21 protein-coding genes are annotated in these 21,489 nt (G+C 58.9%); 5 read left to right on the top strand and 16 right to left on the bottom strand.

Translation table 11 applies throughout. The features are described 5' to 3' along the window. Positions 1-124: 124 nt before the first annotated feature. Together C2E25_RS00100 and C2E25_RS00095 are read right to left on the bottom strand one after the other, a co-directional pair. On the bottom strand, positions 125-1,015 hold the full coding sequence (locus C2E25_RS00100; protein WP_199177335.1) for a nucleotidyl transferase AbiEii/AbiGii toxin family protein: 891 nt from the start codon (positions 1,013-1,015) through the stop codon (positions 125-127). A 25-nt stretch (positions 1,016-1,040) separates the two neighbouring features. Next, the gene (locus tag C2E25_RS00095; protein WP_103113783.1) at positions 1,041-1,802 is read right to left on the bottom strand and encodes an AbiEi antitoxin N-terminal domain-containing protein; all 762 of its coding nucleotides are present in this window, start codon (positions 1,800-1,802) and stop codon (positions 1,041-1,043) included. A gap of 331 nt (positions 1,803-2,133) precedes the next feature. Here C2E25_RS00095 and C2E25_RS00090 point away from each other — a divergent pair, with 331 nt between their 5' ends. Together C2E25_RS00090 and C2E25_RS00085 are read left to right on the top strand one after the other, a co-directional pair. After that, complete coding sequence (locus tag C2E25_RS00090; protein ID WP_103113782.1) at positions 2,134-2,646, top strand: GAF domain-containing protein; 513 nt, start codon at positions 2,134-2,136, stop codon at positions 2,644-2,646. Positions 2,647-2,931: 285 nt separating this feature from the next. Next, entirely contained in the window at positions 2,932-3,825 is an 894-nt protein-coding gene (locus tag C2E25_RS00085; RefSeq protein WP_103113781.1) for a tetratricopeptide repeat protein, read from the top strand. Here the strand turns inward: C2E25_RS00085 and C2E25_RS00080 are convergent. From C2E25_RS00080 to C2E25_RS17410, 3 genes are all read right to left on the bottom strand, one after another. Continuing rightward, on the bottom strand, positions 3,819-5,492 hold the full coding sequence (locus C2E25_RS00080) for an FG-GAP repeat domain-containing protein (protein WP_103113780.1): 1,674 nt from the start codon (positions 5,490-5,492) through the stop codon (positions 3,819-3,821). The two genes, C2E25_RS00085 and C2E25_RS00080, sit on opposite strands and share 7 nt — an antisense overlap. Positions 5,493-5,692: 200 nt before the next feature. Next, the gene (locus C2E25_RS00075) at positions 5,693-7,162 is read right to left on the bottom strand and encodes a hypothetical protein (protein ID WP_103113779.1); all 1,470 of its coding nucleotides are present in this window, start codon (positions 7,160-7,162) and stop codon (positions 5,693-5,695) included. 96 nt (positions 7,163-7,258) lie between these two features. After that, positions 7,259-7,402 carry a hypothetical protein gene (locus tag C2E25_RS17410; protein ID WP_158247068.1) on the bottom strand — a complete coding sequence of 48 codons (144 nt, stop codon included), beginning with the start codon at positions 7,400-7,402 and terminating at the stop codon, positions 7,259-7,261. Between the two features lie 337 nt (positions 7,403-7,739). Between C2E25_RS17410 and C2E25_RS00070 the strand changes: the two genes are divergently transcribed. From C2E25_RS00070 to C2E25_RS00060, 3 genes are all read left to right on the top strand, one after another. Beyond that, positions 7,740-8,006, top strand: coding sequence for a hypothetical protein (locus C2E25_RS00070; RefSeq protein ID WP_103113778.1), 267 nt, complete (start codon positions 7,740-7,742; stop codon positions 8,004-8,006). A 7-nt stretch (positions 8,007-8,013) separates the two neighbouring features. Then, positions 8,014-8,292 (top strand): hypothetical protein, encoded by a 279-nt coding sequence (locus C2E25_RS00065; RefSeq protein WP_103113777.1) that lies wholly within the window; start codon positions 8,014-8,016, stop codon positions 8,290-8,292. A gap of 395 nt (positions 8,293-8,687) precedes the next feature. Then, positions 8,688-8,936 (top strand): GSU3473 family protein, encoded by a 249-nt coding sequence (locus tag C2E25_RS00060; RefSeq protein ID WP_103113776.1) that lies wholly within the window; start codon positions 8,688-8,690, stop codon positions 8,934-8,936. A gap of 458 nt (positions 8,937-9,394) precedes the next feature. Here C2E25_RS00060 and C2E25_RS00050 read toward each other — a convergent pair whose 3' ends face one another. From C2E25_RS00050 to C2E25_RS17750, 11 genes are all read right to left on the bottom strand, one after another. Beyond that, the gene (locus C2E25_RS00050) at positions 9,395-10,120 is read right to left on the bottom strand and encodes a hypothetical protein (RefSeq protein WP_146032863.1); all 726 of its coding nucleotides are present in this window, start codon (positions 10,118-10,120) and stop codon (positions 9,395-9,397) included. After that, positions 10,117-11,028 carry a sulfurtransferase gene (locus tag C2E25_RS00045; protein ID WP_103113773.1) on the bottom strand — a complete coding sequence of 304 codons (912 nt, stop codon included), beginning with the start codon at positions 11,026-11,028 and terminating at the stop codon, positions 10,117-10,119. Before C2E25_RS00045 ends, C2E25_RS00050 begins: the two co-directional genes overlap by 4 nt. 515 nt (positions 11,029-11,543) lie before the next feature. Next, positions 11,544-13,313 (bottom strand): FG-GAP repeat domain-containing protein, encoded by a 1,770-nt coding sequence (locus C2E25_RS00040; protein WP_146032862.1) that lies wholly within the window; start codon positions 13,311-13,313, stop codon positions 11,544-11,546. A 179-nt stretch (positions 13,314-13,492) separates the two neighbouring features. Then, entirely contained in the window at positions 13,493-14,884 is a 1,392-nt protein-coding gene (locus C2E25_RS00035) for a hypothetical protein (protein WP_103113771.1), read from the bottom strand. Positions 14,885-15,440: 556 nt separating this feature from the next. Further along, positions 15,441-15,944: a TlpA family protein disulfide reductase gene (locus C2E25_RS00030; RefSeq protein WP_103113770.1), complete on the bottom strand. Its 504-nt coding sequence runs from the start codon at positions 15,942-15,944 to the stop codon at positions 15,441-15,443. A 230-nt stretch (positions 15,945-16,174) separates the two neighbouring features. Next, complete coding sequence (gene mce, locus C2E25_RS00025) at positions 16,175-16,579, bottom strand: methylmalonyl-CoA epimerase (protein WP_103113769.1); 405 nt, start codon at positions 16,577-16,579, stop codon at positions 16,175-16,177. Positions 16,580-16,640: 61 nt separating this feature from the next. Further along, complete coding sequence (locus tag C2E25_RS00020) at positions 16,641-17,051, bottom strand: GxxExxY protein (RefSeq protein ID WP_103113768.1); 411 nt, start codon at positions 17,049-17,051, stop codon at positions 16,641-16,643. 24 nt (positions 17,052-17,075) lie between these two features. Then, positions 17,076-18,053, bottom strand: coding sequence for a methylmalonyl Co-A mutase-associated GTPase MeaB (gene meaB, locus C2E25_RS00015; RefSeq protein ID WP_103113767.1), 978 nt, complete (start codon positions 18,051-18,053; stop codon positions 17,076-17,078). 154 nt (positions 18,054-18,207) lie between these two features. Then, a complete protein-coding gene (gene scpA / locus C2E25_RS00010) occupies positions 18,208-20,352 on the bottom strand; it encodes a methylmalonyl-CoA mutase (RefSeq protein ID WP_103113766.1) in 2,145 nt (714 codons plus the stop codon). A gap of 237 nt (positions 20,353-20,589) precedes the next feature. Beyond that, positions 20,590-21,159, bottom strand: coding sequence for a helix-turn-helix domain-containing protein (locus tag C2E25_RS00005; protein ID WP_103113765.1), 570 nt, complete (start codon positions 21,157-21,159; stop codon positions 20,590-20,592). 63 nt (positions 21,160-21,222) lie between these two features. After that, positions 21,223-21,489, bottom strand: a 267-nt coding sequence (locus C2E25_RS17750; protein ID WP_233189292.1) for a hypothetical protein, incomplete at its 5' end; no start/stop codon positions are given.

The raw sequence follows: 21,489 nt of genomic DNA, 5'->3' as shown, positions 1-21,489 counted from the left end.
CACCAGGAACCGCCTCTACGAACACTTCATGGGGCGGCTGTCGTAAAAATCGACAATCACCACTGGGCTTACAGACACCAATCACACTATCTTCCGATCGTGTCAGCCACAGCATCCCGAATTATCAGAACCTCAGTCGATGTTCCAGTGCTCCCAGCATCTGATCGAACTTGCCGGGGTCGTCTTTCTGCAGTTTTCGGAGATTCACCAATTTCCATTGCAGGGCGGGCAAGGAATCCACACCGGGAATATCCAGAAGTTCCCATTCAGGTTCCAACCGATGGACCGACCTCAGAAACTTTCGCTCAGCGTCATCCAACGCTGCCGGAAGCTCCTCGAACAGGCGATCACGCGTTGTCGCAAGCTCGTCTGTACGAACATCCCGTACCGTCATCCCGACGAACTCTTTCTCGTAGATACCCGAAAAATCTTTGGGCTGTGGCGGCAGTAACTCGTGCATCGGCCTGTTGTGTCCAGCCAGATAAACAACGAACGCCCGACCCATCCGAGGTGTGATTCCTCCGTTTTCATTCAAAAGCATGATGTCGAAAAGATCTCGGGGGTGCTGTCGATCAAGCGCCGCGACCAGCTTGCTTGCGTACAGCTCGTCGATGTCAAGCATCGGAACGTTCAACTCCCGCTCGAACATCTCTTCGGCATCCGCGACCAGGCTGCCTTCAACCACCGGATATACGGAACCACGAAAAACGTGGTTCACTTCAATTTTGACCCGGATGTCTCCCCGGCCGACATAGAGTTTCGTTTCCCGAGACGACCCTGACGAAGTTCTCTGCACCTTGAGCCGCAATTTGCTTTCCAGCTCATCGGCAACCTGCCCAAGACTCTGTTCAATCCCCTTGAGAGCCTCGTCTCTTTTCGGCATCCCGGGATCAATGAAGACCAGATCGATGTCCACCGACAGTCTGGGCATGTTGCGGCAGAACAGGTTGATTGCCGTTCCCCCTTTCATCGCAAAGCATTTTTGCCGAAACACAAAGGGAATGGTGTCGAGCAAAAGAGCAACCGTGTCCCGGTATCGTCTATCCATTGGGATTCCTCAACACCAGATTGTTTTCCCCTTGGAGGATATACGCTGACTTCGATCCGAAGTCTATTTCGGCAGGGTTCACCTTCCTGAGAACCGGCAGGTCAAGCTCTTCGGCAACGTGCCAGAAAAGCCTTTTGACCTTGACTTTCCTGCAGGCCTTCAGAAGATCCGTCATTTTCCCGGACCGCAAAGCCTGAAGTCCTTCCAGTATGAACCCGGCTTCCTCCAGTGTTTGCCGTTTGGGTATCAAATCCAACAACTCAAGCGCGGCGCGTTCCGGTTCTGAAGCGAAGGGAGCCTCCGGATCATGGTCCAGACGAGAAACCCCAAGACGCCCCTCCAGGTCCTGCCATTCATTGAAAAGAGCCGCATTCGAAAGATTGACCTTGAACTGCGCCAGTAACCACTTCGGAAGCGTCCTTGTCCCCCGTCCGAAAAGATACAGCGTCTCTCCTCCCAGGCGGAGGAAATGGCTGAACCCCTTCAATGCCAAGGCGCTTTTCCCACCGATATGGACCTTGACGCCATTGGCCTGAAGGGCCGCTGCCACCCCCTTTTCTGTAAGGTGATCTCCCGGCCGCAGGAAATAACCATAGCCCAACTGTTGCAGCCAACCGGACTGGACATAACGATGCGCCAGCTGGCGGGAGATGCCCACTTCCTTCAGATACCTCGTTGTAACGGGCATCCCCGAGGGCAAATCGAAAAGCGCCCTCTTTAATATTTCCCCCGAATGTAAACCGTCAGTTGACATGTTTGCACTTTCTTGAAATAAACCCCACCCGTCGGTGCATATTTTATATTTAAAAGTTGCACAAATGTAAACCAAAAGTTGACATTTGTGCAACTTTTAAATATAAAAGGAACAGATATCGAGCGCGCGTCTTTCCGACCCAAAAGGAGATGCCCGGCTCGGGATTTCTGTTGATATCAGACGGCCAGGACCTTTCTCCATTTCTCAACCTCCCGCTTTTTTGCACGGCTACCAGTCAGGGCAGGTATCAAATGGTGCGGTCCCCTCTCGTGCCCCCATCCAGGCCGGCCTTCACTTGTCACCCGTCACGCGATACGCTAAACTGCCCTCCATGAAAACCAGTGACTTCTGCAACCGCCTCGAAGATCGTCTCGCCACCCGCGCCGCCGGTGAAGGCCGGATCGAACTTGTCGTGCAGGCTGTCCATAAAGCCTTCAACGTCAGACCGGATGAAGTCGCTCTTTTCACCCTTGACGGAGCAACCAGCGTCCTCTGCTTTCTCTGGCCGCTCAAACTGCGCAGCAGCGGCTTCGTCCCCCTCTCTTCCAGTGACTCTCTGGCCGCCCGGACCGCCCGCGACAACCGTCCCTACCTCAACAACCGCTTCGCCTCGGCCCAGCATGCCTCTATCTTTGAATCGATCCGTCTCAGCAACGATCAGGTCGGCAGACCAGAGCCCATTCAGAAAATCATCAGCGCCCCCTTAAGTATCGAGGGCGATGTCAAGGGCGTCATCCAGGTCTGCCGTAAGGGCAGCGACCCCGCCAAAGCCGGCCCCAACTTCAGCCGGGAGGAACTTGACGCTCTGGCCGAAATCGCCCGAAGCATCGCCCGCTACCTCTGAAAACGGCTTTTTCTCCCCGAGGCTCTGAACCCGTCCCCATTTCGTCTGCCCCCTGAATCAATAACGATATCCGCCCGCGCGCCACGAGCCCGGCATGTTTCACCACCGCAAACTGGAGACTATTCTCCAGCCCTGATGAATAATAATCTCCAACAAGCCCCTTCGGATATCAGCAAAGAACCGCCACAGCGACTTTTCACTCTTGGCCTGCTTCTGGCAGATCCCTCTAGCTTTGCAGGACCGGCAGAGCGACCATGAACGCGTTCTGATGGGAGGGTCAAAGATATGCTCACTTCAGCCAACACCGGCGCAACGATTTTCCTTCTGCTGTTGATGACCGCGGGAACCGTTACAAAATCTTCGGCGACAGCATTGCTGTCGGAGAAAAGCGACCAGACCCTGTCGGTATTCAACATCCCTTCACGAGATGCCGACAAAAGAAAATCCGAACCGGGGGATCTGTCAATTTCCGGCAGCAACGGGGAGCGGCGGACCGGAGCGACCCCGGGCAGCCTCATGAACTCCTCAAAGGATCAGCCCGGAATAGAACGTCAGCGCCTGATGCGGTCTGCGATGCGTGGTGATCCTACGGCCCAATACCTGATGGGCCTCCAATACCTGAAGAACAGTGGATTCAGGCACAACCATCCCGGCAAAGCTCGCTACTGGCTGAAACGGGCGGCATTGAACGGCCTGCCCGCTGCTGAGACGGAATATGGACTGATGCTTTTTCGAGGCGAAGGGGGAGCAACTGACCGGAACGCGGCCATCACCTGGCTGAGAAAAGGGGCGGCCCAAAACGACTCGCGAGCGGCTTATGCACTCGGACTGGTTTTCAGTCAGCCGTCGTACGGTCTTCCCCGACAACCGGTCCGGGCGGCCCGGTACTTCACCCTGGCGGCCCGCAACGGCCTCGCCGAGGCGCAGTACTATCTCGCCAAGGCCTACCTCGACGGCAGCGGCCGCCCTTACAGTCCGGCGGCGGCATTCGCCTGGCTGCGCCTGGCGGCCCGGCAGGGAGATCCGGATGCCCTCTCCCTGCTGGGCCGGACCAAAAATCAGATTGAGAAGGACCGGGACGAGGAAGCCCTGCGGGCGGTTAAATGCAGTTTTGATGAACCGGCCCTGGTGGCCGACTGTCTCGCCCCCGGAACCCGCAGGACTCTCCTGAATCAGTGACGGGAAAGGACAACCAATCCGGAAACCGCCTTCTGGAAAAATCCGGGCTCGCGGTAGAGAACCGCGACCAGCAGCCGGGATCCCTCGCCCTGCCGACCAAGCGGGTCAAAATCGACGACCATGCCGCCGAGGGGCTTGCTGCGGTCAATCTCGTCAAGAGAGGCGCCGTTCCAGGCCAGCTCCACCATCGTCCCCTTCCGATAACTGGGGTTGTTGCCGAACACCCCGGGATCATCATGCCGGGAGACCAGCAGCGTCCCCCGCGCAGTCCGCAGCAGGCGGGAGCGGAAGAAATACATTTTGAAATCATCGGGATTCTGCCTGCCGGGCTGCGGAATCTGGAGCCCCCGGGTCGAACCGCCGAAACGATCGGAACTCTCCCAGCGAACTTCGCCATCGCCATTGCGAACCTGGATCCGCCCTCCCGGCGACAAAAGGGCCAGCCAGGACGCGCCGTCCCCGTCCGTAAACCCGACAACACCATAGGGCTGATCCGGACCGGCCAGGCGGTATGGCGTCCGCAACAGCTGTCCGTTCACCAGTTTGACGGTATAAAACTGCGGCTTGCGGTTCATCAGGTCGGTCGAATCGAGCCCGATGACGACGGTCTTACCCTGAGCCGGTTGGTAGGTGGAAAGCAGCATGGGGGCCCCGGCAACCCGGGTCAGATGACCATCGGCGAACTGATAGACACGAGCATCGGCACGATCCTCCTCCAGCAGGGAGGCAATGACCTCCAGCCGACCATCCCCGTCCAGGTCAAACAGAGACAGGTTGATCAGTTGCGGATCGGCAGCAAAGACCGTCCGAGAGACCTCGCTGAATTTTCCGTTTTCCAGGTGACCGACCAGCAGAGCATGGTCGAACCCGACCAGAATGTCCGACCGGCCGTCGCCGTCCAGGTCGCCGGCGCGCACGGCAGCGATCTCACCCTGTTCGTCAAGAGCGATCCGCTCCGTCTGCCAGGACCGTTGCCGGCCTTCAGCGACAGCGACGGACGGGGCCGCCACAGGCGGCGGGACAACCGGAGCGCTGACCGGTCGGCCGGCAACCACCGGCGCCGCCGGCGCGGGCAGAACCTGTCGCTGCACAAAAAGGATCTGCTTGTTCCGGTTGACGACCGTCAGGCTGCCATCTTCATAACGGATCTGCAGCGCGGGACCATCCGCGGTCAGGGGAGACGATCCCACGCGATAATCCTGCCAGAGCAGGTGCGGCAGTTTTTTCCGCAACGCCTGAAAGACCGGAAACCCGTCACCGGAGGCATCCTCGAAAAAGATCGGAACATTCTCGAAACGGCGGACGCTGCTCCCCTCTTTGACCGGTCCGGTCTTGCCGACCACCCGGCAGTAGCTGAGATTCGCCTTGACGCGATCCGCCACCAGGAAACCGGCATAATCGATCAACGTGTCAACCAGCTCCCCGGTCCGGGGATTGCGGATCTCTTTTTCGGTTTTGACCAGGGCCAGGATATCACCCGGAGCCAGACCGGCGGCAGCCCCTTTGTCAATCAGAAATCCCTTCTCAACCGGCATGATCACCTTTGCGGTCAGGGGGGCAAAAAAATCGGTCAGATTCGCGCCCGACTCAGCCCGAACGATGTCCGGGCAGACCAGGCTGGCGGCAAGCAGCATGATGCTGCAGAAGAGAACGGCAAGAGACTTCATCAGCAACTCCGGGGGGGGGGTTGGGTCGGCGGCCGCTTCCGGCCGTGACGGTTGCAGGACTGAACTGCCTCGCGACAGACGTCGATCATTCTAAACCAAATCGCAGTCAATAAAAAGGGGGCCGGCACAAAGCCGGCCCCCATCCTGATCTCCTGTCGAACGAACTCTCTCCTGCAAAAAAGCCCGTTCCTTCAGGCATCTTAGAAGAACAGGGTCGCCTTCAGGTAAACTTCATAGGGATCGTCAATGTCAGTGGTGGCCTCGTTGACCGCCTTGCCGCCGCCATTGTTGTCGTAGAAGTCGCCGAGGCTGGCGTAGGAGCCGTTGATCGACAGGTCAAGCTTCTTGGCAAACCGGTAACCGACACGCAGGTAAACTTCGGTGCCGAGCTCGGTGCCGGCACGGTCGGTACGGGGGTCGTTGGCAGCCAGTTTGTCCTCGAGGGACGAGAAGTAGCCAACACCGGCCTTGATGTAGGCATTCTTCATCTGCTCCGGAGTGTAGGCGCCGGTCAGGACGACACTGCCGAGACCATAACCGGCCCAGGCGGCATCAACCATGGCGAAGCCGTACTGGCCAATGCTGTTCCAGGCGATGTCCGGGGTGAAGATCATGAAGCCGTCGGTGGCGAAGGCGAAGGATTCGGTCGCCAGCGGGTTGACGATGAAGTCGGCGTCGCCGTCGGCCAGGTTGTCGTCACCGGAGAAGTAGGTTCCGGCCAGGGCCAGCTTGAGACCACCGAAATTGGTGGCGGCCTTCAGACGGCCGGCAAAGCCCTGAACATCCAGGTCTTCGGTCAGGGTGGTGGCGGTGTTGTTGTTGATGCTGTCGGCGGTACCGGTGCTGAACTCGAGCCAGCCGCTGAGGACGACATTCTCAAGACGATACTCGGCATGGCCGTTGAAGTAATGCAGATTCATGTCCTGGCGGTTGGCGGTCCAGTCACCACCGCCGCCGTTGAAGGCGAGGACGGCCGCGATGTCGGCGGTACCGAGGAAGGTGGCGTAGGCCTGGCTGCCCTCGTTCTGGTAGTAGTAGTAGTCACCACCGAACTTGAAGTTGGCATTGGGCTTGAACTCAGCCTGCAGGGCCCACAGGGTGACATCGTCAATATTCGGAAGCAGACTCGTTCTGTTGCCGTAGGTGTCACCGTCGATCAGCTTGAACCAGCCGGCGGTGAGATCGGCGCCGCCGAGCTTGGCCTTGTACTTGACGCCGGCCATGTCGGCGGCGAAGAAGGAGTAGTCGCTGTGGTCGGCGAAACCCTGCAGACCGACGCGGAAGCTGGAGGTTGAATCGGGCACCTTGACGTCGAAATAGGCGTTCTTGGTCTCGAGGTTGGTGGTGTCGCCGCCGATGCCGCCGCCGTCGTTGCGACCGGCATTGGAGTACTGCTCATCACCCCACTGCATGTCGACTTCGAGGTAGTAGGTGAAGGAGAGGTAATCGTTGATCTTGGTGTCCAGCTTCATGCGCAGCCGCTGGTCGACCAGGTTCTGGGTTTTGGCGTTGTCGGTCAGGGTACCGATGTAGTTGTTGGTTGCCGAGAAGTTGTTGCCGATGCCGCGCACGTTCAGGAAACCGCTCAGCTTGGACTCCAGGGCCAGGGCCGGTGCCGCCATCAGGGCGACCATGGCCAGGGCCAGCAGAATTTTCACAGTCTTGTTCAATGTTGCCTCCTCAATAGATTTGATACGTTGCTTATTTCAGATACAGCAGTGCAGGTCTAACTGTATCCCTCCAAACAAATGAAAAATAGAACTTCGTTAACGCCCGTGTGCCGGGAGTTCGAACTCGTAACCGCAGGCCGGGCACTTGACCCGAATCTTCTCGCTGCCGGCTTTCTGCGCGCAGGCCGCCAGAGAAAAGGCGAGAACACCAGCCACGAGCAAAACCACAAGCTTCTTCATCCTGTTACCTCCTTTGTAAATGGGGAAAGGTCCAAACTGCCGTCGAATCTAACAAAATCCAAAAATTTTGGCAATATCAAAAATCGTTTTATATTTGATTTCCTTCGACACCAGCTGAAGGGGGCGGTTACGCCCCCTGAATCGATGATAAAAAACTCGGTCGGCACCACCAAAAACTATCTGGCCAGCCTTCCAACATGCCGGATTTATTATTGCTGTTCCGCATTTTCTGATTTCTTCGGCCCGCCCCCCTGCCCACCCTCACGCGCGTCCGCCGGCAATCATGATAAAATAGTTTTACCGTTTCTCTTGCCCTGCTGTTCGCCAGGAGTAAAACATGCGTTTACTGAATACGCTGATTCTTGCCCTGCTGCTCGCGGGTTGCGCTCTGCAGTCCGGCAGTTGGGAATGGCGCCCGGTTGACAACCGAACCGGACAAAAAGTGGATCAGGACATCTGGGAGTGTGAAATTTTTGCTGACGAAAATGACGATGCTGTCGTCTGGAGACCCGCCAATGGACGACCTTACGGTGAATGGGGAAATTTCAACTTTGAATGGTGTATGCAGGAACGCGGCTGGCGCCAGGAGTTCATTACTGACTGAGCCGCCGTTGCGGTTCGCCGCAGGTGTTCTTCTGCTCTGCCTGATGCTGCTGGGCGGCTGTGTGGACAGCGGCCGCTGGGTGTGGCATCAGGTTCCGGGCGGGGAACCCGGCCGTGACCTGAGAAGCGACCTCTACGCATGTGAAGACTATGCCGATGAAGTTAGCACCAACGGCCCGCCCGACGAGGTTGTTTTCGCCCGCGAATTCGGCGGCTGGGGCAATACCGATGTCGAGCGCTGCATGGCCGAACGACAATGGCGCCTCACCCTGGACCGACAGGAATAGTCATCGGAGCTTCCCGGCAGCAACCCGGCCTGCAGATTTGGCACGGAACCTGTATATACATCGGGCACCTCCATATAATTCGCCTCCAGTCCTGAGCATGACCGAAAAAGGCTCTTTTTTTCACTTCCCCGCCCCGCCCCCAGTTGATGCCGCTTTGCCGCTATCCGCCCGGATCTGTCTCCGCTGTCTTTCCTTCCCCGCATCACGATGCGACTGAATCGAAGTCACCGCATTCTGTAGAATATTCCACGCCCTGATGGGGACTATTCTCCAACATGCCGCCGACATCGACTCAAACCCCGGCGGCAGCCACTGTTGCGTGCTGGCATTTAACTTGCCATCTATCCTTTCGGGCCCACTGCCGGGCGCCTGAATTTCAACCGGGGAGAGCAGCCATGATGATTCGAATCAGATATCGGGACGGCCGCTTTGACATGGTCAAGGCGAACCAGATTGACCCCTTGTTGCGGTCGGGCAAGATCAACGCGTTCCGCCGCGCCGACGGGTGGGCGAAACCCGGACAGGTTCCGCTGCGGGGGTATGCTGCCGATACCTATTATCTCGGACATGACCGTCGTGCCCCCCAGGGTCCGGCAGCCTTTTCGACCGTCATTATGGACACCGAAGAGGAAACGGAGCCGTGAATAATGCTTCCATCAATTGCTGTCCCGGATGCGGAGAGGCGCGGCAGGACCCCCGGGTTTTCTGCCCCCGGTGCCGTTCGCTGCTGGGGATCGGGGAAGAGGGAGACGGGGAGAAACAGGTGCCACCGGGGACAAACAGACCACGCGGGCACCTGCTGCTTGCCGGGCTGCTCACCGGAATCCTGGTCCTGGCCGGATGGGACGGGGGATCTCCTCCGACAGGACCGACTGACTGCCGACAGGCGGCCTGTCCCCCGACATCCGAAAACTGCATTTCCTGTTGAGTCGACCGTAACTGCCGCGGACAAATACCGGCAGCAACACCCGCCGACGGCCGGTTCATGCCAATTTCGGGAAGCCGGCCGGGTGTTGAATCAGTTATTCCCCGAGCTGAGCAACACTGTTCAGATACGTCGTTGACAAGGAATGAGGGCAGCCCGGCAGACAGCTATTTTTCATCAGCCCGCCAGGGCGATCGTTATCCAGACCCGGGTTCCATCTTCGGGCAGCACTCCCGGAACCAGCGACCAGCGGCTTTTTCCCTGCAGATAATCCCGAACTGTCAGGGCCCGGTTCGGGCAGACCGCCCCGACACATCCGTACAGACAAATGACGCAGTTGGATGGATGCTGTTTGCCGATATAGACCAGGTCGAGTTTTTTCCCGCTCGCGTTGGTCAGAAATTCATCGGCCGTCACGGTTTTACGACCGAAAAACCCATCCCAGCTGACCGTCAACCGCAGACTTGAACCCTGGGGACGCAGGTCCGGATAGGGCGAATCCGCATCCATTCGGCGTGTAAAACTGCGCTTGTCAAACCTGTCGCCACGGGCGCCAAGGGTCGACAACGCGGCAGCAATTTCCTCATCGGTCGCCCAGGCGGAAAAAATCGCTACCCGGCCGACCGCCTGGTTGGCCTGGGTGGCACTGATAACCAGATGCCAGTGATCAGGATCAAAACGGCGCGTCGCCGGATCGGCCCGGGGCTGCCGCTCCCACAAGGAAGCGGTGACCACCGCGGCAAAAGTGATCGAGCGCTGCTGCCAGTTGACATGCACCAGTTCCGGAAGCTCCGGTCCGGCCGCGCCGACCCGACCCGCCACAAGCAGGAAGAACGCTGAAATGGTTATCACCATCCACCGGAATTCGGCGCCGGTCTTCTTCTCTCCTGTCCGGCTCATCATCTCGCAGGCAGCTCAATCTTGCCGGCGACCCGGGCCGGATCAACCACCGGCAGATCCGGATTATGCGCCCATTCGATCCAGGAACCATCGTAGTTCTTCGCCCGTGGATATCCCAGACCCAGCAGCACCAGAGTGGCGTATGAAGAACGGATACCGGTCTGGCAGTGGGCCAGGATTTCCTTGTCCGGGGTAATCCCCCTGTCAGCCAGCAGGCTCAACAATTCTTTTTTCGACTTCAGCACCCGAACCCCGTTGACTTCGGTCTGCAACTCCGTCCAGTTCAGGTGGATCGCACCCGGAATATGACCGCCGCGAGCGGCCCGCACCTCGGTTCCCTGATACTCACTGGTCCGCCGCGTATCCCAGACCAGGGTGTCGGGATGATCGAGACGGGTCAGGACATAATCTTCCTCAGCACGGATGTCAGGGGCATGGTTCAGCACATACTTCGTCGCGGGCGGTTGATCGGCCGACATCATTTCTGTATTACGTCCCTCTTTTTTCCACTTGTCGTAGCCGCCATCAAGAACATAGGCCTTTTCATGCCCGTGGAACCGCAAGGTCCAGACAAACCGTGCCGAATAGGAGCCGCTGTCGGATGTATAGGCGACCACGGGGGTATCCGCCGTGATCCCGAGCCGGCTCATCAGGGCGACGAATTCATCCGCCGTCGGCACCAGGCTCTTGGTGCCGTTACGGGTGGAAAGAAATTCACTGCGCTCGACATTCACCGCGCCGGGAATATGGCCGAACAGGTACCCGGCAGCCTTGCGCACATCGACCACGCGGACCTTTCCAAGGTTATCGGCAAGCCACCGGGTCGAAACAAAGTAATCCTCCAGCGCCGCATGGGCCTGGGCAGCACCTCCCACGACCAGCAGCAGGACGATGATCAGTTTTTTAACCATTTCACGACTCCTTCCCCGTTGTTTTAATCAACTTTACGACAATAGTTCTTGATTTGACAAGTATGTTTTTTTACGGGTATTTTACTAGTAGTTTGCCGTAGTTTATTCGGGAACTTGGACACGGGCGATACACCACCATGCCTTATCGTAAATTCGGCAGGCCGGAGATCAGCCGTCGGGCGGCCGGGAAGCAGCTTCGCGAGAACGAAAGCGCGACGCCCCCGCCTGTCGACAACCTGAATCAGTGAGTTTCTGTTGGATGGAGAGTGCAAGTGCTTGGTCTGAATGGGATTTCCAAAAACCTGAAGCGCACCCATAGGTTCGCTGGTGATTTTTTGGGAAGCGCAGACAGATCAATGACTTGTGCTATCCGCCGACAAGGGACTCACTGATTCAGGGACAAGGGAGAAGGTTCGTCAGTACAGAAAGGGAAAGGGAAAGGAAGAGCAGTGACCGCGCCGGTCATCCGCAGGAGCAGAAAGCAAGTCTCCAGGCGGATGACCGGCGCAGCGGTTTCATTGTTTCTGATCAAAAACAAACTGCAGCAGGTAACTGGAACCCGCCTGCTTGAGCTGCGAGCTGGTGCGGCTTTCCACCACCAGCACCCGACCTCGTTCCGCCCAGACACCCTGCAGGGGATTTTCCCGGTCACCGGGCAGCCGCCCCTTTTCGAACAGGCCGTTGCGGAACTTGACAACAGCGACCCAGCTCTTCTCGATCGAGGGAAACAGTCCCTGAACCTTGACGGAATTCCCTTCCGCGGCCAACGCCACCAGCTCCAGCACCCCGTCTCCATCAATATCGGCCACAGCCGGCGGCACTTCGAAATTAACGGTGCGATGCAGCAGATCGACGGAACCGGGGTTGGTATCATAGGTCAGCGAATCAAGACTGCCGCCCATCTGTTCGGAGGACTGGTAAAGCTTCTTTTTACCCGCAAAGATACTCAGGTAGCCGTGCCGGACAACGACCACCTCGAGCTTCCCGTCGCCGGTCAGGTCGGCCATCAGACTGCCGGGAACAACGAATTCCTGAGGCAGCTCAAAGGGAACCGGCGTCTCTTTCAGGCTGGAACCGTCCAGGGACAGGGCCACGACCTTGCCGTAGGTGATATCAAGGTCGAACCGCTGGCCGAGCAGGGTCTCCGGGCGACCGTCACCGTCCCGGTCGTAACTGCCGAGAAACCAGCGCAACCGGTTGACCACGGGAACCAGCTTGCCGTCCCGCCACTCGATCACCGCCCCGGCCATCCGGGTGTAGACTTCATTGCCGTAATTGCGATCATCTTCCTCGGCCCCGCTGACCACCAGATAGAGGCGCCCGTCGGCCTTCGGCTGCCACCAGGCAACGGTCAGCGGCTGGACAACGCCATTGCCGATCCGCGTTTCTCCAACCAGCCGCGGCCCATCCGTCACGCGGTAAACCCGCAGACTTTTCCCATCCACCGTGGCCATCAGCAGATCCTTTTCGGCACGGTGAAAAGCGGCCATCTGCACCCGCTCCGCGAGCTCTCCGAGGTTGCCAAAACGGCCGAAATCAACCACGCCGCGCCCGGCGGGAGCGGTCTGCAGCGAGCCTTTCACCACCGGTACCGGTACCGGCACCGGTGCCGGGGCGGGAACAGGAACCGATGTCACCCGCGGAACCGGAACCGGAGCCGGAGCCGCCGGCGACGTCGCATCCGTTTTAACGTTCCGGGTCGGCACGGCGCCGAAAAGCTTGAGATCATAACCACGCACCCTGCCGCCCCTGGCATCCATCAGGTTGAGGGTTTCCCCGGTCAGGGCAAAAACCAGGTCGACCTCGGGCTGCTCCCCGGCGACGAACTGTCCCTGCCATTCCAGGTCCGGCAGAGCCTTGCGGAGCGCGTCGTAAAACTCCCGGTCACCGCCGACCAGGGCGGCGCTCAACGCCGAGAAGCGTTTGCAGACGGCCCCGTTGCTGATCTTTTCCCGCTCATCAACCACTTCGGCATAGGAATAACCATTCTTGACCCGGGTCACCTTGAGAACCGCGGTGACCTCGTCAAGGCTGCCGAGGATCTTGCCGGTCACCGGATGAACCACGCGTTCACCGGGCCTGATAACACTGATCAGGTCTCCGACCCTGGTGCCGCGGCTCGCGTCCAGATCGATGAGATACTGCCCGTCAACCGGCATGATCACGTACCCTGAAGCGGGGGCGAGGTCATGGCCGACGGCCGCCAGCAGGTCCACCGCCGCGGCGTTGCCGGCGGCAAAAAGCAGACCGATCGAACAGACGATTCCCAATATTATTCTTCGCATATCCCGACGTTTCCCTTCTCTTGTTTTTCTCCCGGTCCATCACCCAAATCAAGGACAGCGCTGACAAGGGATCCCGCGCCTCCCGCGGACTCCTTCACTTGGGTCATGGCTCGGTGAAAAAAAGGCCGGGCACTCGGCCCGGCCTTGAGAATTAGCATAAAAAAGACTGCTTGAGCAAATCAGAACTTGTAGCGGACGCGGGCGGTGGTGCGGAAGATGTCCTCGTCGGCCTTGCCGTTCTGGTCTTCTTCCCAGTAGTCCATGGCGTCGTCGGCGGCCAGGTAGCCGGCATTCAGAGCCACTTCGCAGTTCGGGTAGAGCTTGTACTTGACATAGGCGTCAACTTCCACGCCGATGGTGTCGCTGGCACGATTGAGACCATTCTGGTCGGTGTAGGTGATGTCTTCAGCGGTCAGCATGTAGAGCACGGCGCCGCCGACGGTCAGCTTGTCGGTGGCCTTGTGGTCCACGGCGACCTTGTTCATGATGAAGCCCTTGTCGAGCAGGTAGGGCATTTCGGTCGGGGCGTTGTCATCGGTGTAGCCGCCCTCGAACAGCACGACACTGTCGAAACGGTCGACGTCAACCGAGATGAATCCGTCGAGATCCTGGTCGGCGGAGTTGTCGTCGCCGGAAGCGTACCAGCCGGTGTAGGTCAGGCGGGTCTTGCCGAGGTTCAGGCCGACGTCGGCATGCAGCAGGTAGGCGGACAGGTCGACGTCCTGGACACCGTTGGTGGTCTGATAGTTGTCGATGCTGCCGTTTTCATAGATGGCGTCCCAGTTGACGAAGAAGTCGCCGGCGCCGGTCGGGGTGGTGAAGGAACCGTCAGTACCGATCGCCAGGACACTGAGCTCGGCGGTATCGAAGGCCTTGATCTCGTAGATGGCGGGGTCAAGCGCCGCGGTGCCGGTCGGGGCACCTTCGAACAGGTAGCTGGCGAAGAAACCGGCCTTGACGTTGTCCTGCTTCAGGTCGTAGCGGGCGGTCAGGGCGTCGAGGTCATTGTCGCCCCAGCTGTCGCCGGACGAGGTGATCGCTTCCTTGCCGCGCATCCAGGAGAGGTGCAGGCTGTCCATGTTCAGAGCCACGCCCATGGCGGTTTCCTGCCAGAGGAAGCTGTTGATCTTGAAGGGCTGCAGACCCATGCGCACGCGGGCTTTCTGCGAGACGCCCGGCAGCTGGAAGTCGGTGTAGGCCCAGCGGGTCTCGACGTTCTTGCCGTCACCGGAGAAGGCGCCGCCCTTGGCCTTGTCACCGTAGCGGATGCCGCCGATCTCAATGGCGTAGACGCCCTTGATCTTGCCGTCGTTGGTCGCGGCTTCGGTCCACAGGCGATACTTGATCTCACCCCAGGTGTCCTCGGCTTTCTCTTTGCCGATCGGAGCCACGCCGTCGGCCCGCTTGCCGTTCAGACGCTGCATGTTGCCGAAACCGGAGTAGAGGTCGGCATGGTTGGTGTAGAGATTGAAACGGTTGTTGAGGTCGCCATGGAACTCGAAAGTGGCGGCCATCGCCGAACCGGCTGCCAGCATCAGCAGCACGACCAGCAGGGAAAGGACTTTTTTCATCTTTTGTTGCCTCCTGAATAAAAAGGTGTTGCGTTTTCGCCTCCCGCAAATAAGAGGCGTTGACCGGCCCCCATGGCCGGGACAATCACTGTTGCTGATTAAACGTCTTCACCCGCCGGAAGCCTGACCTTCCGCCGGCGGGACATCTGACGCGGGTTTCTCACCATCGGGCTTCTTTCGCGCAGGCAACCCGAAAAACGGTGAGCAATCCGGCCAGCGAAAATCCAGCACACATTTTCATCGGTTCACCTCCTTTCGCACACATCGAGAGCGGGCTCATCGGCGGCCGACGTGAAGCAGGTCGGCCCGCCTCTGGCGCACTGGCCGGGGCCACGATTGAAAACCATTCGGTCCAGTTTCTAATTACAAAAAGGGTGCCACCGCCGTGGATAGCGGTGATGGGGCCGGGTTTGTCCGATATCTCCTTGAATTTCAAATACTTAACAGTCCTTAAACCGGACCAAACAAAAGTTTGCTCTGCAAAACCCCGTTGTTTTTACGCCACACTGTGGCAAAGCCACTACAGCAGCCGACAACGGAACAGCGAGGACGGGAATTACCCCTTTCCCCCCTTCTTCAGCATCGGCCTGATAAGATTCTGCAACGCCTGGGAGGTCAGAAGGCTCCCGTCGCGAACAATTTGAAACTCCCGATTGACGACCAGCAGCCTGGGAATCAGGTAAACATTGTATTTCCGGCGCACCTGCCCATCATCAAGCAGCGGAATCAACTCCTTGGGGTGACGCTCCTTGGCCAGATATTCCGTTATCATCTCCCTGGTATCCTGAAGGAAGACCTCGACCACCTTGATATTGTTCTTCTTCAGAAAGGGAGCGGCCTCGGCCAGCTCAAACGACTGCTGCTTGCAGGTCGGGCACCAGGTCGTCCCCAACTTGAGAATGACAATCTGCCCCCGGTGGTCCGATAGTCTGAAGGTCTTGCCGTCAAGCCCCGGCAACTCGAAATCCGGCGCGACATCACCGAACTCGAAGGCGGAAGCCGTGACCGCTCCAAGGCACAACAGGACAGTTAAAAACAGAAATATGCGCGCGGCCTTCATAAGTACCTCCAGGTGCCGGGGCGATCCGGGGAGCAAAACTTTTTCCCGCCGCACAGTCTAACAATCCCCTCCGGCAGGTCAAGGGGCGAAAAAACTCCCACTGTTCTACAACCGGTCAGGCTAACTTTCCCTGAAAGTTCATGTCAAGCAAAAATGACTGATTTAGATAGGAATTTAATAATAGAACGCTTTTTCATCAAACATCGAAACAATTGAAAAATAAACCGGTTTCACGTCGACTGACAGAGCTCGGTCAACACTCCACCGGTGCCCCGGGGGTGCAGAAAGGCAATACGGGTGCCATGTGCCCCCTGCCGCGGCTGCCGGTCGATCAGGCGCACCCCCTGCTCCCGGAGGTGGTCCAGAGCGGCGACAAGGTCGTCGACCTCGTAGGCGATATGGTGAATCCCTTCGCCATTTTTCGCGATGAAGCCGGCCACCGGTGAATCGTCCGCAGTCGGCTCCAGCAACTCGATCCGACTCTCGCCGACAGCCAGAAACGCCACCCGCACCTTCTGCTCGGCCACCTCTTCACTCCCCTCGAAAGTCATGCCGAGTACATCCCGGTAAAACGGCAGGGACGCCTCGATGTTTTTGACGGCGATACCGATGTGGTTGATTTTTTTGGTTTGCATAAGAATTCTCCCGTTTGTTTTCAACGCAGAGGCGGAGAGAAGCTGAGACGCAGAGAACGCCCTAAACAGGAAATCTGTTCACAACTCGATGAAAGCCGTCTTTGACAAACTTCTCTCCAAAATTGACGATGATCCCCAATGAATTGTTGCTTAACCGTAAATAGGTCAAAAGCTGAGAAGCGAAAATTGGATTGAATTTCTCAACACTTTTCACCTCGACAATGACCTTCCCGGCAACCAGCAGATCCAACACCAACGAGTCCCTGACCATCGCTCCCTTGTATGCAACGGGTATTTGGACCTGTCGCTGAACTTCAATCCCTCTAAGAGACAGCTCTCTGGCAAGAGCCTCCTCATAAATGCTCTCCAGCAAACCGGGCCCTCCCAGAACTCGATGCACCTCAATGCTCGCATCCAGAATTTCCCCGCTCAACCGGTTGAGCTTCTCGACTTTCTCTGCGACTCTCTCCATCTCTGCGCCTCTCCGTTAAAAAAATCAATGCCGACGGAAGGCCTCCAGCAGGCGCCTCGCCGCCGCGCCGGGAGTGGTGGTGCCGGCGGCGACGGCGTCCTGGACCTGGGGCAGCAGGGCTTCGACGCGGGGGTCGCGGCGGAAGAGATCCCTGAGGCTGTCCATCAGCAGGGACCACATCCAGTCACCGGCCTGCAGCCGGCGCTTGTCGGCGAACTCGCCGCTTTCCTGCAGGCGGGAGCGGTAATCCTCGATGGTCTGCCAGACCTCGGCAATCCCTTCATTGCGCAGGGCCGAACAGAGCATCACCGGCACGGTCCAGTTGGGACTTTTCGGCTGCAGGATGTGCAGGGCGGTTTCGATCTGCGACTTGGCCAGCGCAGCCCGGGAACGATTGTCCCCTTCGGCCTTGTTGATCAGGATCAGGTCGGCGATCTCCATCACCCCCTTCTTGATCCCCTGCAGTTCATCCCCGGCGCCGGGAATCTGCAGCAGCAGGAAGAGATCGACCATCGAGGCGACGGTGATTTCCGACTGTCCGACCCCGACCGTCTCGACGATGACCACGTCATAACCGGCCGCTTCACAGAGCAGCATGGTCTCGCGGGTCTTGCGGGCCACCCCGCCGAGGGTGTCGCCGGAGGGGGAGGGGCGGATGAAGGCGTTTGGATCGCGGGAAAGCTCCTCCATGCGGGTCTTGTCACCGAGAATCGAGCCGCCGGAGAGTTGTGAGGAGGGATCGACCGCCAGTACCGCGACCCGATGTCCGCTGCCGGTCAGGTAGAGCCCGAGGGCCTCGATGAAGGTGCTCTTGCCGACCCCGGGAACGCCGGAGATGCCGACCCGGATCGAATTGCCTGAATCGGGGAGCAGTTCGTCAAGCAGGGTGGTGGCAGCCAGGGAATGATCGGGGCTGCGGCTTTCGACCAGGGTGATCGCCTTGGCCAGGGAGCGGATGTTGCCGGCGCGGACACCGGCGGCGAGTTCTTTAATCTTGGGCACGGGGAGAACCTTTTAAATCGTTGCGGCCGCCAGGAGCAAATCCTTTTTAACGCAGAGACGCAGAGAAGGAGAGTCGCGAAGAAAAACAGCAAATCGTTGATTCTGCCTTTCTCTCCGACTCTGCCTCTCTGCGCCTCTGCGTTGAGTCTTCTGACTACCCGCGTTTCTCCTCGATGGCGTCGAGGGTCTGGCCGGCGGAGACGGTGATCGGGGTGCCGGGACCGAAGATCCTGGCGGCGCCGGCGGCGTAAAGCTGATCATAATCCTGGCGGGGAATGACGCCGCCGCAGACCACGGCGATGTCGTCGGCGCCGAGCTTCTTCAGCTCCCCGACCAGTTGCGGCACCAGGGTCTTGTGCCCGGCCGCCAGGGAGGAGACACCGACCACGTGGACGTCGTTCTCGACCGCCATCTTCGCCGCCTCTTCCGGGGTCTGGAACAGCGGGCCGACATCGACATCGAAGCCGGCGTCGGCGTAGGCGCTGGCCACCACCTTGGCGCCGCGGTCGTGACCATCCTGGCCCATCTTGGCGATCAGGATACGCGGCCGGCGGCCTTCCTGCTCGCTGAAGGCGTCGATGCGCTTTTTCAGCGCGGCAAAATCATCATCGCTGTCAACCACCGATCCGTACGCTCCCGAAACCAGTTTGATTTCCGCCTTGTGGCGGCCGAAAACCTTCTCCATGGCGTCAGAGATTTCGCCGACGGTGGCCCGCTGCCGGGCCGCCTCGACACAGAGACCGAGCAGGTTTTCCTTCTCATTCTCGCATGCCGCGGTGATGGCGTCCAGCGCCGCCCGGCAGGCGTCGTTGTCGCGCTCGGCACGGATCCGGTTGATGCGGGCGATCTGCGCCTCGCGGACCGCGGCATTGTCGACATCGAGGACCTCGATCTGGTCTTCCTCGGCAAGCTGATACTTGTTGACCCCGACGATAACGTCACGACCGGAATCGATCGCCGCCTGTTTCTTAGCCGCCGACTCCTCGATGCGCAACTTCGGCATGCCCGACTCGATCGCCTTGGTCATGCCGCCGAGATCCTCGATCTCCTTGAGGATGCCGCGGGCCTCCTCGATCAGGGCGGAGGTCAGGGACTCGACATAATAGGAACCGCCCAAGGGATCGACCACGTTGCAGATCCCGGTCTCCTCCTGAATGATCAGCTGGGTGTTGCGGGCAATGCGGGCCGAGTGATCGGTCGGCAGGGCAATCGCCTCGTCAAGGGCGTTGGTGTGCAGCGACTGGGTGCCGCCGAGAACCGCCGCCAGCGCCTCCAGGGTGGTGCGCACCACGTTGTTGTAGGGATCCTGCTCGGTCAGCGACCAGCCGGAGGTCTGGCAGTGGGTGCGCAGCATACTCGACTTCGGGTTCTTGGGATTGAACTGACTCATCAGCTCGGCCCAGAGGAAGCGGGCGGCACGCAGCTTGGCGGCCTCCATGAAGAAGTTCATGCCGATGGCGAAGAAGAAGGAGAGCCTCGGTGCGAAGGCGTCAACATCAAGACCCTTGGCGATCGCCGCCCTGACGTACTCGATGCCGTCACCAAGGGTGAAGGCGAGTTCGAGAGCGTTGTTGGCGCCAGCCTCCTGGATATGGTAGCCGGAAATGGAGATCGAATTGAAGCGCGGCATGTACTTGCTGGTGTACTCGATGATGTCGGAGATGATCCGCATCGACGGCGCCGGCGGGTAAATATAGGTATTGCGGACCATGAACTCCTTGAGGATGTCGTTCTGAATGGTCCCGGCGAGCTGCTCCTGCTTCACCCCCTGCTCCTCGGCAGCGACGATGTAGTTGGCCATGATCGGCAGCACCGCGCCGTTCATGGTCATCGACACCGAGACCTTGTCGAGGGGGATCTCGTCGAACAGGATCTTCATGTCCTCGACCGAGTCGATCGCTACCCCGGCTTTGCCGACATCGCCGACCACCCGCGGGTGGTCTGAATCGTAGCCGCGGTGGGTCGCCAGGTCGAAGGCGACCGAAAGTCCCTGCTGGCCGGCAGCGAGGTTGCGCTTGTAGAAGGCGTTCGACTCCTCGGCGGTAGAGAACCCGGCATACTGGCGCACCGTCCAGGGGCGTCCGGCGTACATGGTCGCCATCGGTCCGCGCACGAAGGGCGCTACGCCGGGCAGGGTGTTGGCGGTCTCGACGCCTTCGAGGTCGGCCGCGGTGTAGAGCGGCTTGACGGTAATTCCCTCCGGGGACTCCCACTTGAAGCCGGAAAGATCGTCGGTCTTCTTCTCTTTCTTCGCCTTGGCTTCCCAGTCGGCAAGCGTCGGTTTGGGAAATTTACTCATTGTTCCTATCCTTTGCAGTGAGAGGGACTGTCCCCCTGGCGGGGACAGTCCCTTTAGAAATCCAAGAGCACCACTTTAACGGAGAGGCGCAGAGAAGGCTCCCCCCGAGGCTGATCAAAAATACCCAGATGCCAGGCGCCCGAGTCCCCGCGGCATAAGGCGTACCGGAAGGTACGTCGTTAACGCGGGGATGAGGGCAACGCCGCAGATGGGCGTTTTTCATCAGCCCTGCCGCAATCAACGGGTTACCACCGCCAGCACCTGCACCTCTTCCCCTTCGCAGGCCAGCAGCCGGTGCTTGAGGGATGAATCGAAATAGACCGCGTCGCCGGCTTCCAGCACGATGCGTTCATCATCGAGTAAAATCTCCGCGCGGCCCTGCAGGATCAGCAGGAACTCCTCTCCCTCGTGATTGTACAGGGTCTCCTCCTGGGCGCGTTCAGTGATGGTGAGCATGAACGGCTCCATCTTCTTGTTGCGCTTGCGGTAGGAGAGGGCCTCGTAGGTGTAACCATGCCCGGTCCCCTTGGAGGAGATCACCCGACTGACCACCCGCCGGGCGTCTTTGGGTACCACCTCGAAACGCAACTCCTCCTCGTCCTCCTCAAAGAAGTGCCCCATCTTGACATCGAAGAAGCGGGCGATCTTCGACAGGGTCGCGATCGGCGGCGAGACGTTGTTGTTTTCGATCTGGGAAATCAGCGCCGGAGAGAAGCCGGTCTCACGAGCGACATCCTGCAGCGTCAGCTTGCGGGCCTTGCGCAGCTTCTTGATTTTGGCGCCGATATTGTATTCGAGGGAGGTCATTCATCCATCCTGCAATAAAAAAGAGTTTTATCCTCGCGGATATATCGGAAATGGAAAAAATTGTCAACTTAAATAATTTACTAACGATAAAATCAATCCCGGTCGAAAAGAGAATGGCGGGACTGCCGCGGGTGGCTGATGGCAGGCTGAAAAATGGGGCAAAGACGGACTTTGTCGGCGCCGGAGTCGGGTCACTTTAATTTCAGCGATCTTAAAAATATTTGGCTCGTCAGCAGAATCTGTGGAGATAATCAGGTTCCGGCAACTTGCCAAGCTCGTGATATAGGGCGATTTGCAGGCATTTGAGGGTTCGAAACCCGTAGGCTTTTC

Origin of the sequence: Geothermobacter hydrogeniphilus, assembly GCF_002898515.1 — a bacterium.
Lineage (GTDB): Bacteria > Desulfobacterota > Desulfuromonadia > Desulfuromonadales > Geothermobacteraceae > Geothermobacter_A.
Note: the sequence above shows the minus strand (reverse complement) of the source record. Positions and strands in the feature narration are given on the sequence as shown.

What these genes read in the sequence shown, in the direction of transcription:
- C2E25_RS00020 (WP_103113768.1), bottom strand. Translation starts at nt 17,051, where the DNA reads ATGGAGAGAGTCGCAGAGAAAGTCGAGAAGCTCAACCGGTTGAGCGGG.
- C2E25_RS00085 (WP_103113781.1), top strand. Translation starts at nt 2,932, where the DNA reads ATGCTCACTTCAGCCAACACCGGCGCAACGATTTTCCTTCTGCTGTTG.
- C2E25_RS00060 (WP_103113776.1), top strand. Translation starts at nt 8,688, where the DNA reads ATGATGATTCGAATCAGATATCGGGACGGCCGCTTTGACATGGTCAAG.
- C2E25_RS00035 (WP_103113771.1), bottom strand. Translation starts at nt 14,884, where the DNA reads ATGAAAAAAGTCCTTTCCCTGCTGGTCGTGCTGCTGATGCTGGCAGCC.
- C2E25_RS00040 (WP_146032862.1), bottom strand. Translation starts at nt 13,313, where the DNA reads ATGCGAAGAATAATATTGGGAATCGTCTGTTCGATCGGTCTGCTTTTT.
- C2E25_RS00045 (WP_103113773.1), bottom strand. Translation starts at nt 11,028, where the DNA reads ATGGTTAAAAAACTGATCATCGTCCTGCTGCTGGTCGTGGGAGGTGCT.
- C2E25_RS00080 (WP_103113780.1), bottom strand. Translation starts at nt 5,492, where the DNA reads ATGAAGTCTCTTGCCGTTCTCTTCTGCAGCATCATGCTGCTTGCCGCC.
- C2E25_RS00095 (WP_103113783.1), bottom strand. Translation starts at nt 1,802, where the DNA reads ATGTCAACTGACGGTTTACATTCGGGGGAAATATTAAAGAGGGCGCTT.
- C2E25_RS00005 (WP_103113765.1), bottom strand. Translation starts at nt 21,159, where the DNA reads ATGACCTCCCTCGAATACAATATCGGCGCCAAAATCAAGAAGCTGCGC.
- C2E25_RS00070 (WP_103113778.1), top strand. Translation starts at nt 7,740, where the DNA reads ATGCGTTTACTGAATACGCTGATTCTTGCCCTGCTGCTCGCGGGTTGC.
- C2E25_RS00050 (WP_146032863.1), bottom strand. Translation starts at nt 10,120, where the DNA reads ATGATGAGCCGGACAGGAGAGAAGAAGACCGGCGCCGAATTCCGGTGG.
- C2E25_RS00030 (WP_103113770.1), bottom strand. Translation starts at nt 15,944, where the DNA reads ATGAAGGCCGCGCGCATATTTCTGTTTTTAACTGTCCTGTTGTGCCTT.
- mce (WP_103113769.1), bottom strand. Translation starts at nt 16,579, where the DNA reads ATGCAAACCAAAAAAATCAACCACATCGGTATCGCCGTCAAAAACATC.
- C2E25_RS00090 (WP_103113782.1), top strand. Translation starts at nt 2,134, where the DNA reads ATGAAAACCAGTGACTTCTGCAACCGCCTCGAAGATCGTCTCGCCACC.
- scpA (WP_103113766.1), bottom strand. Translation starts at nt 20,352, where the DNA reads ATGAGTAAATTTCCCAAACCGACGCTTGCCGACTGGGAAGCCAAGGCG.
- C2E25_RS17410 (WP_158247068.1), bottom strand. Translation starts at nt 7,402, where the DNA reads ATGAAGAAGCTTGTGGTTTTGCTCGTGGCTGGTGTTCTCGCCTTTTCT.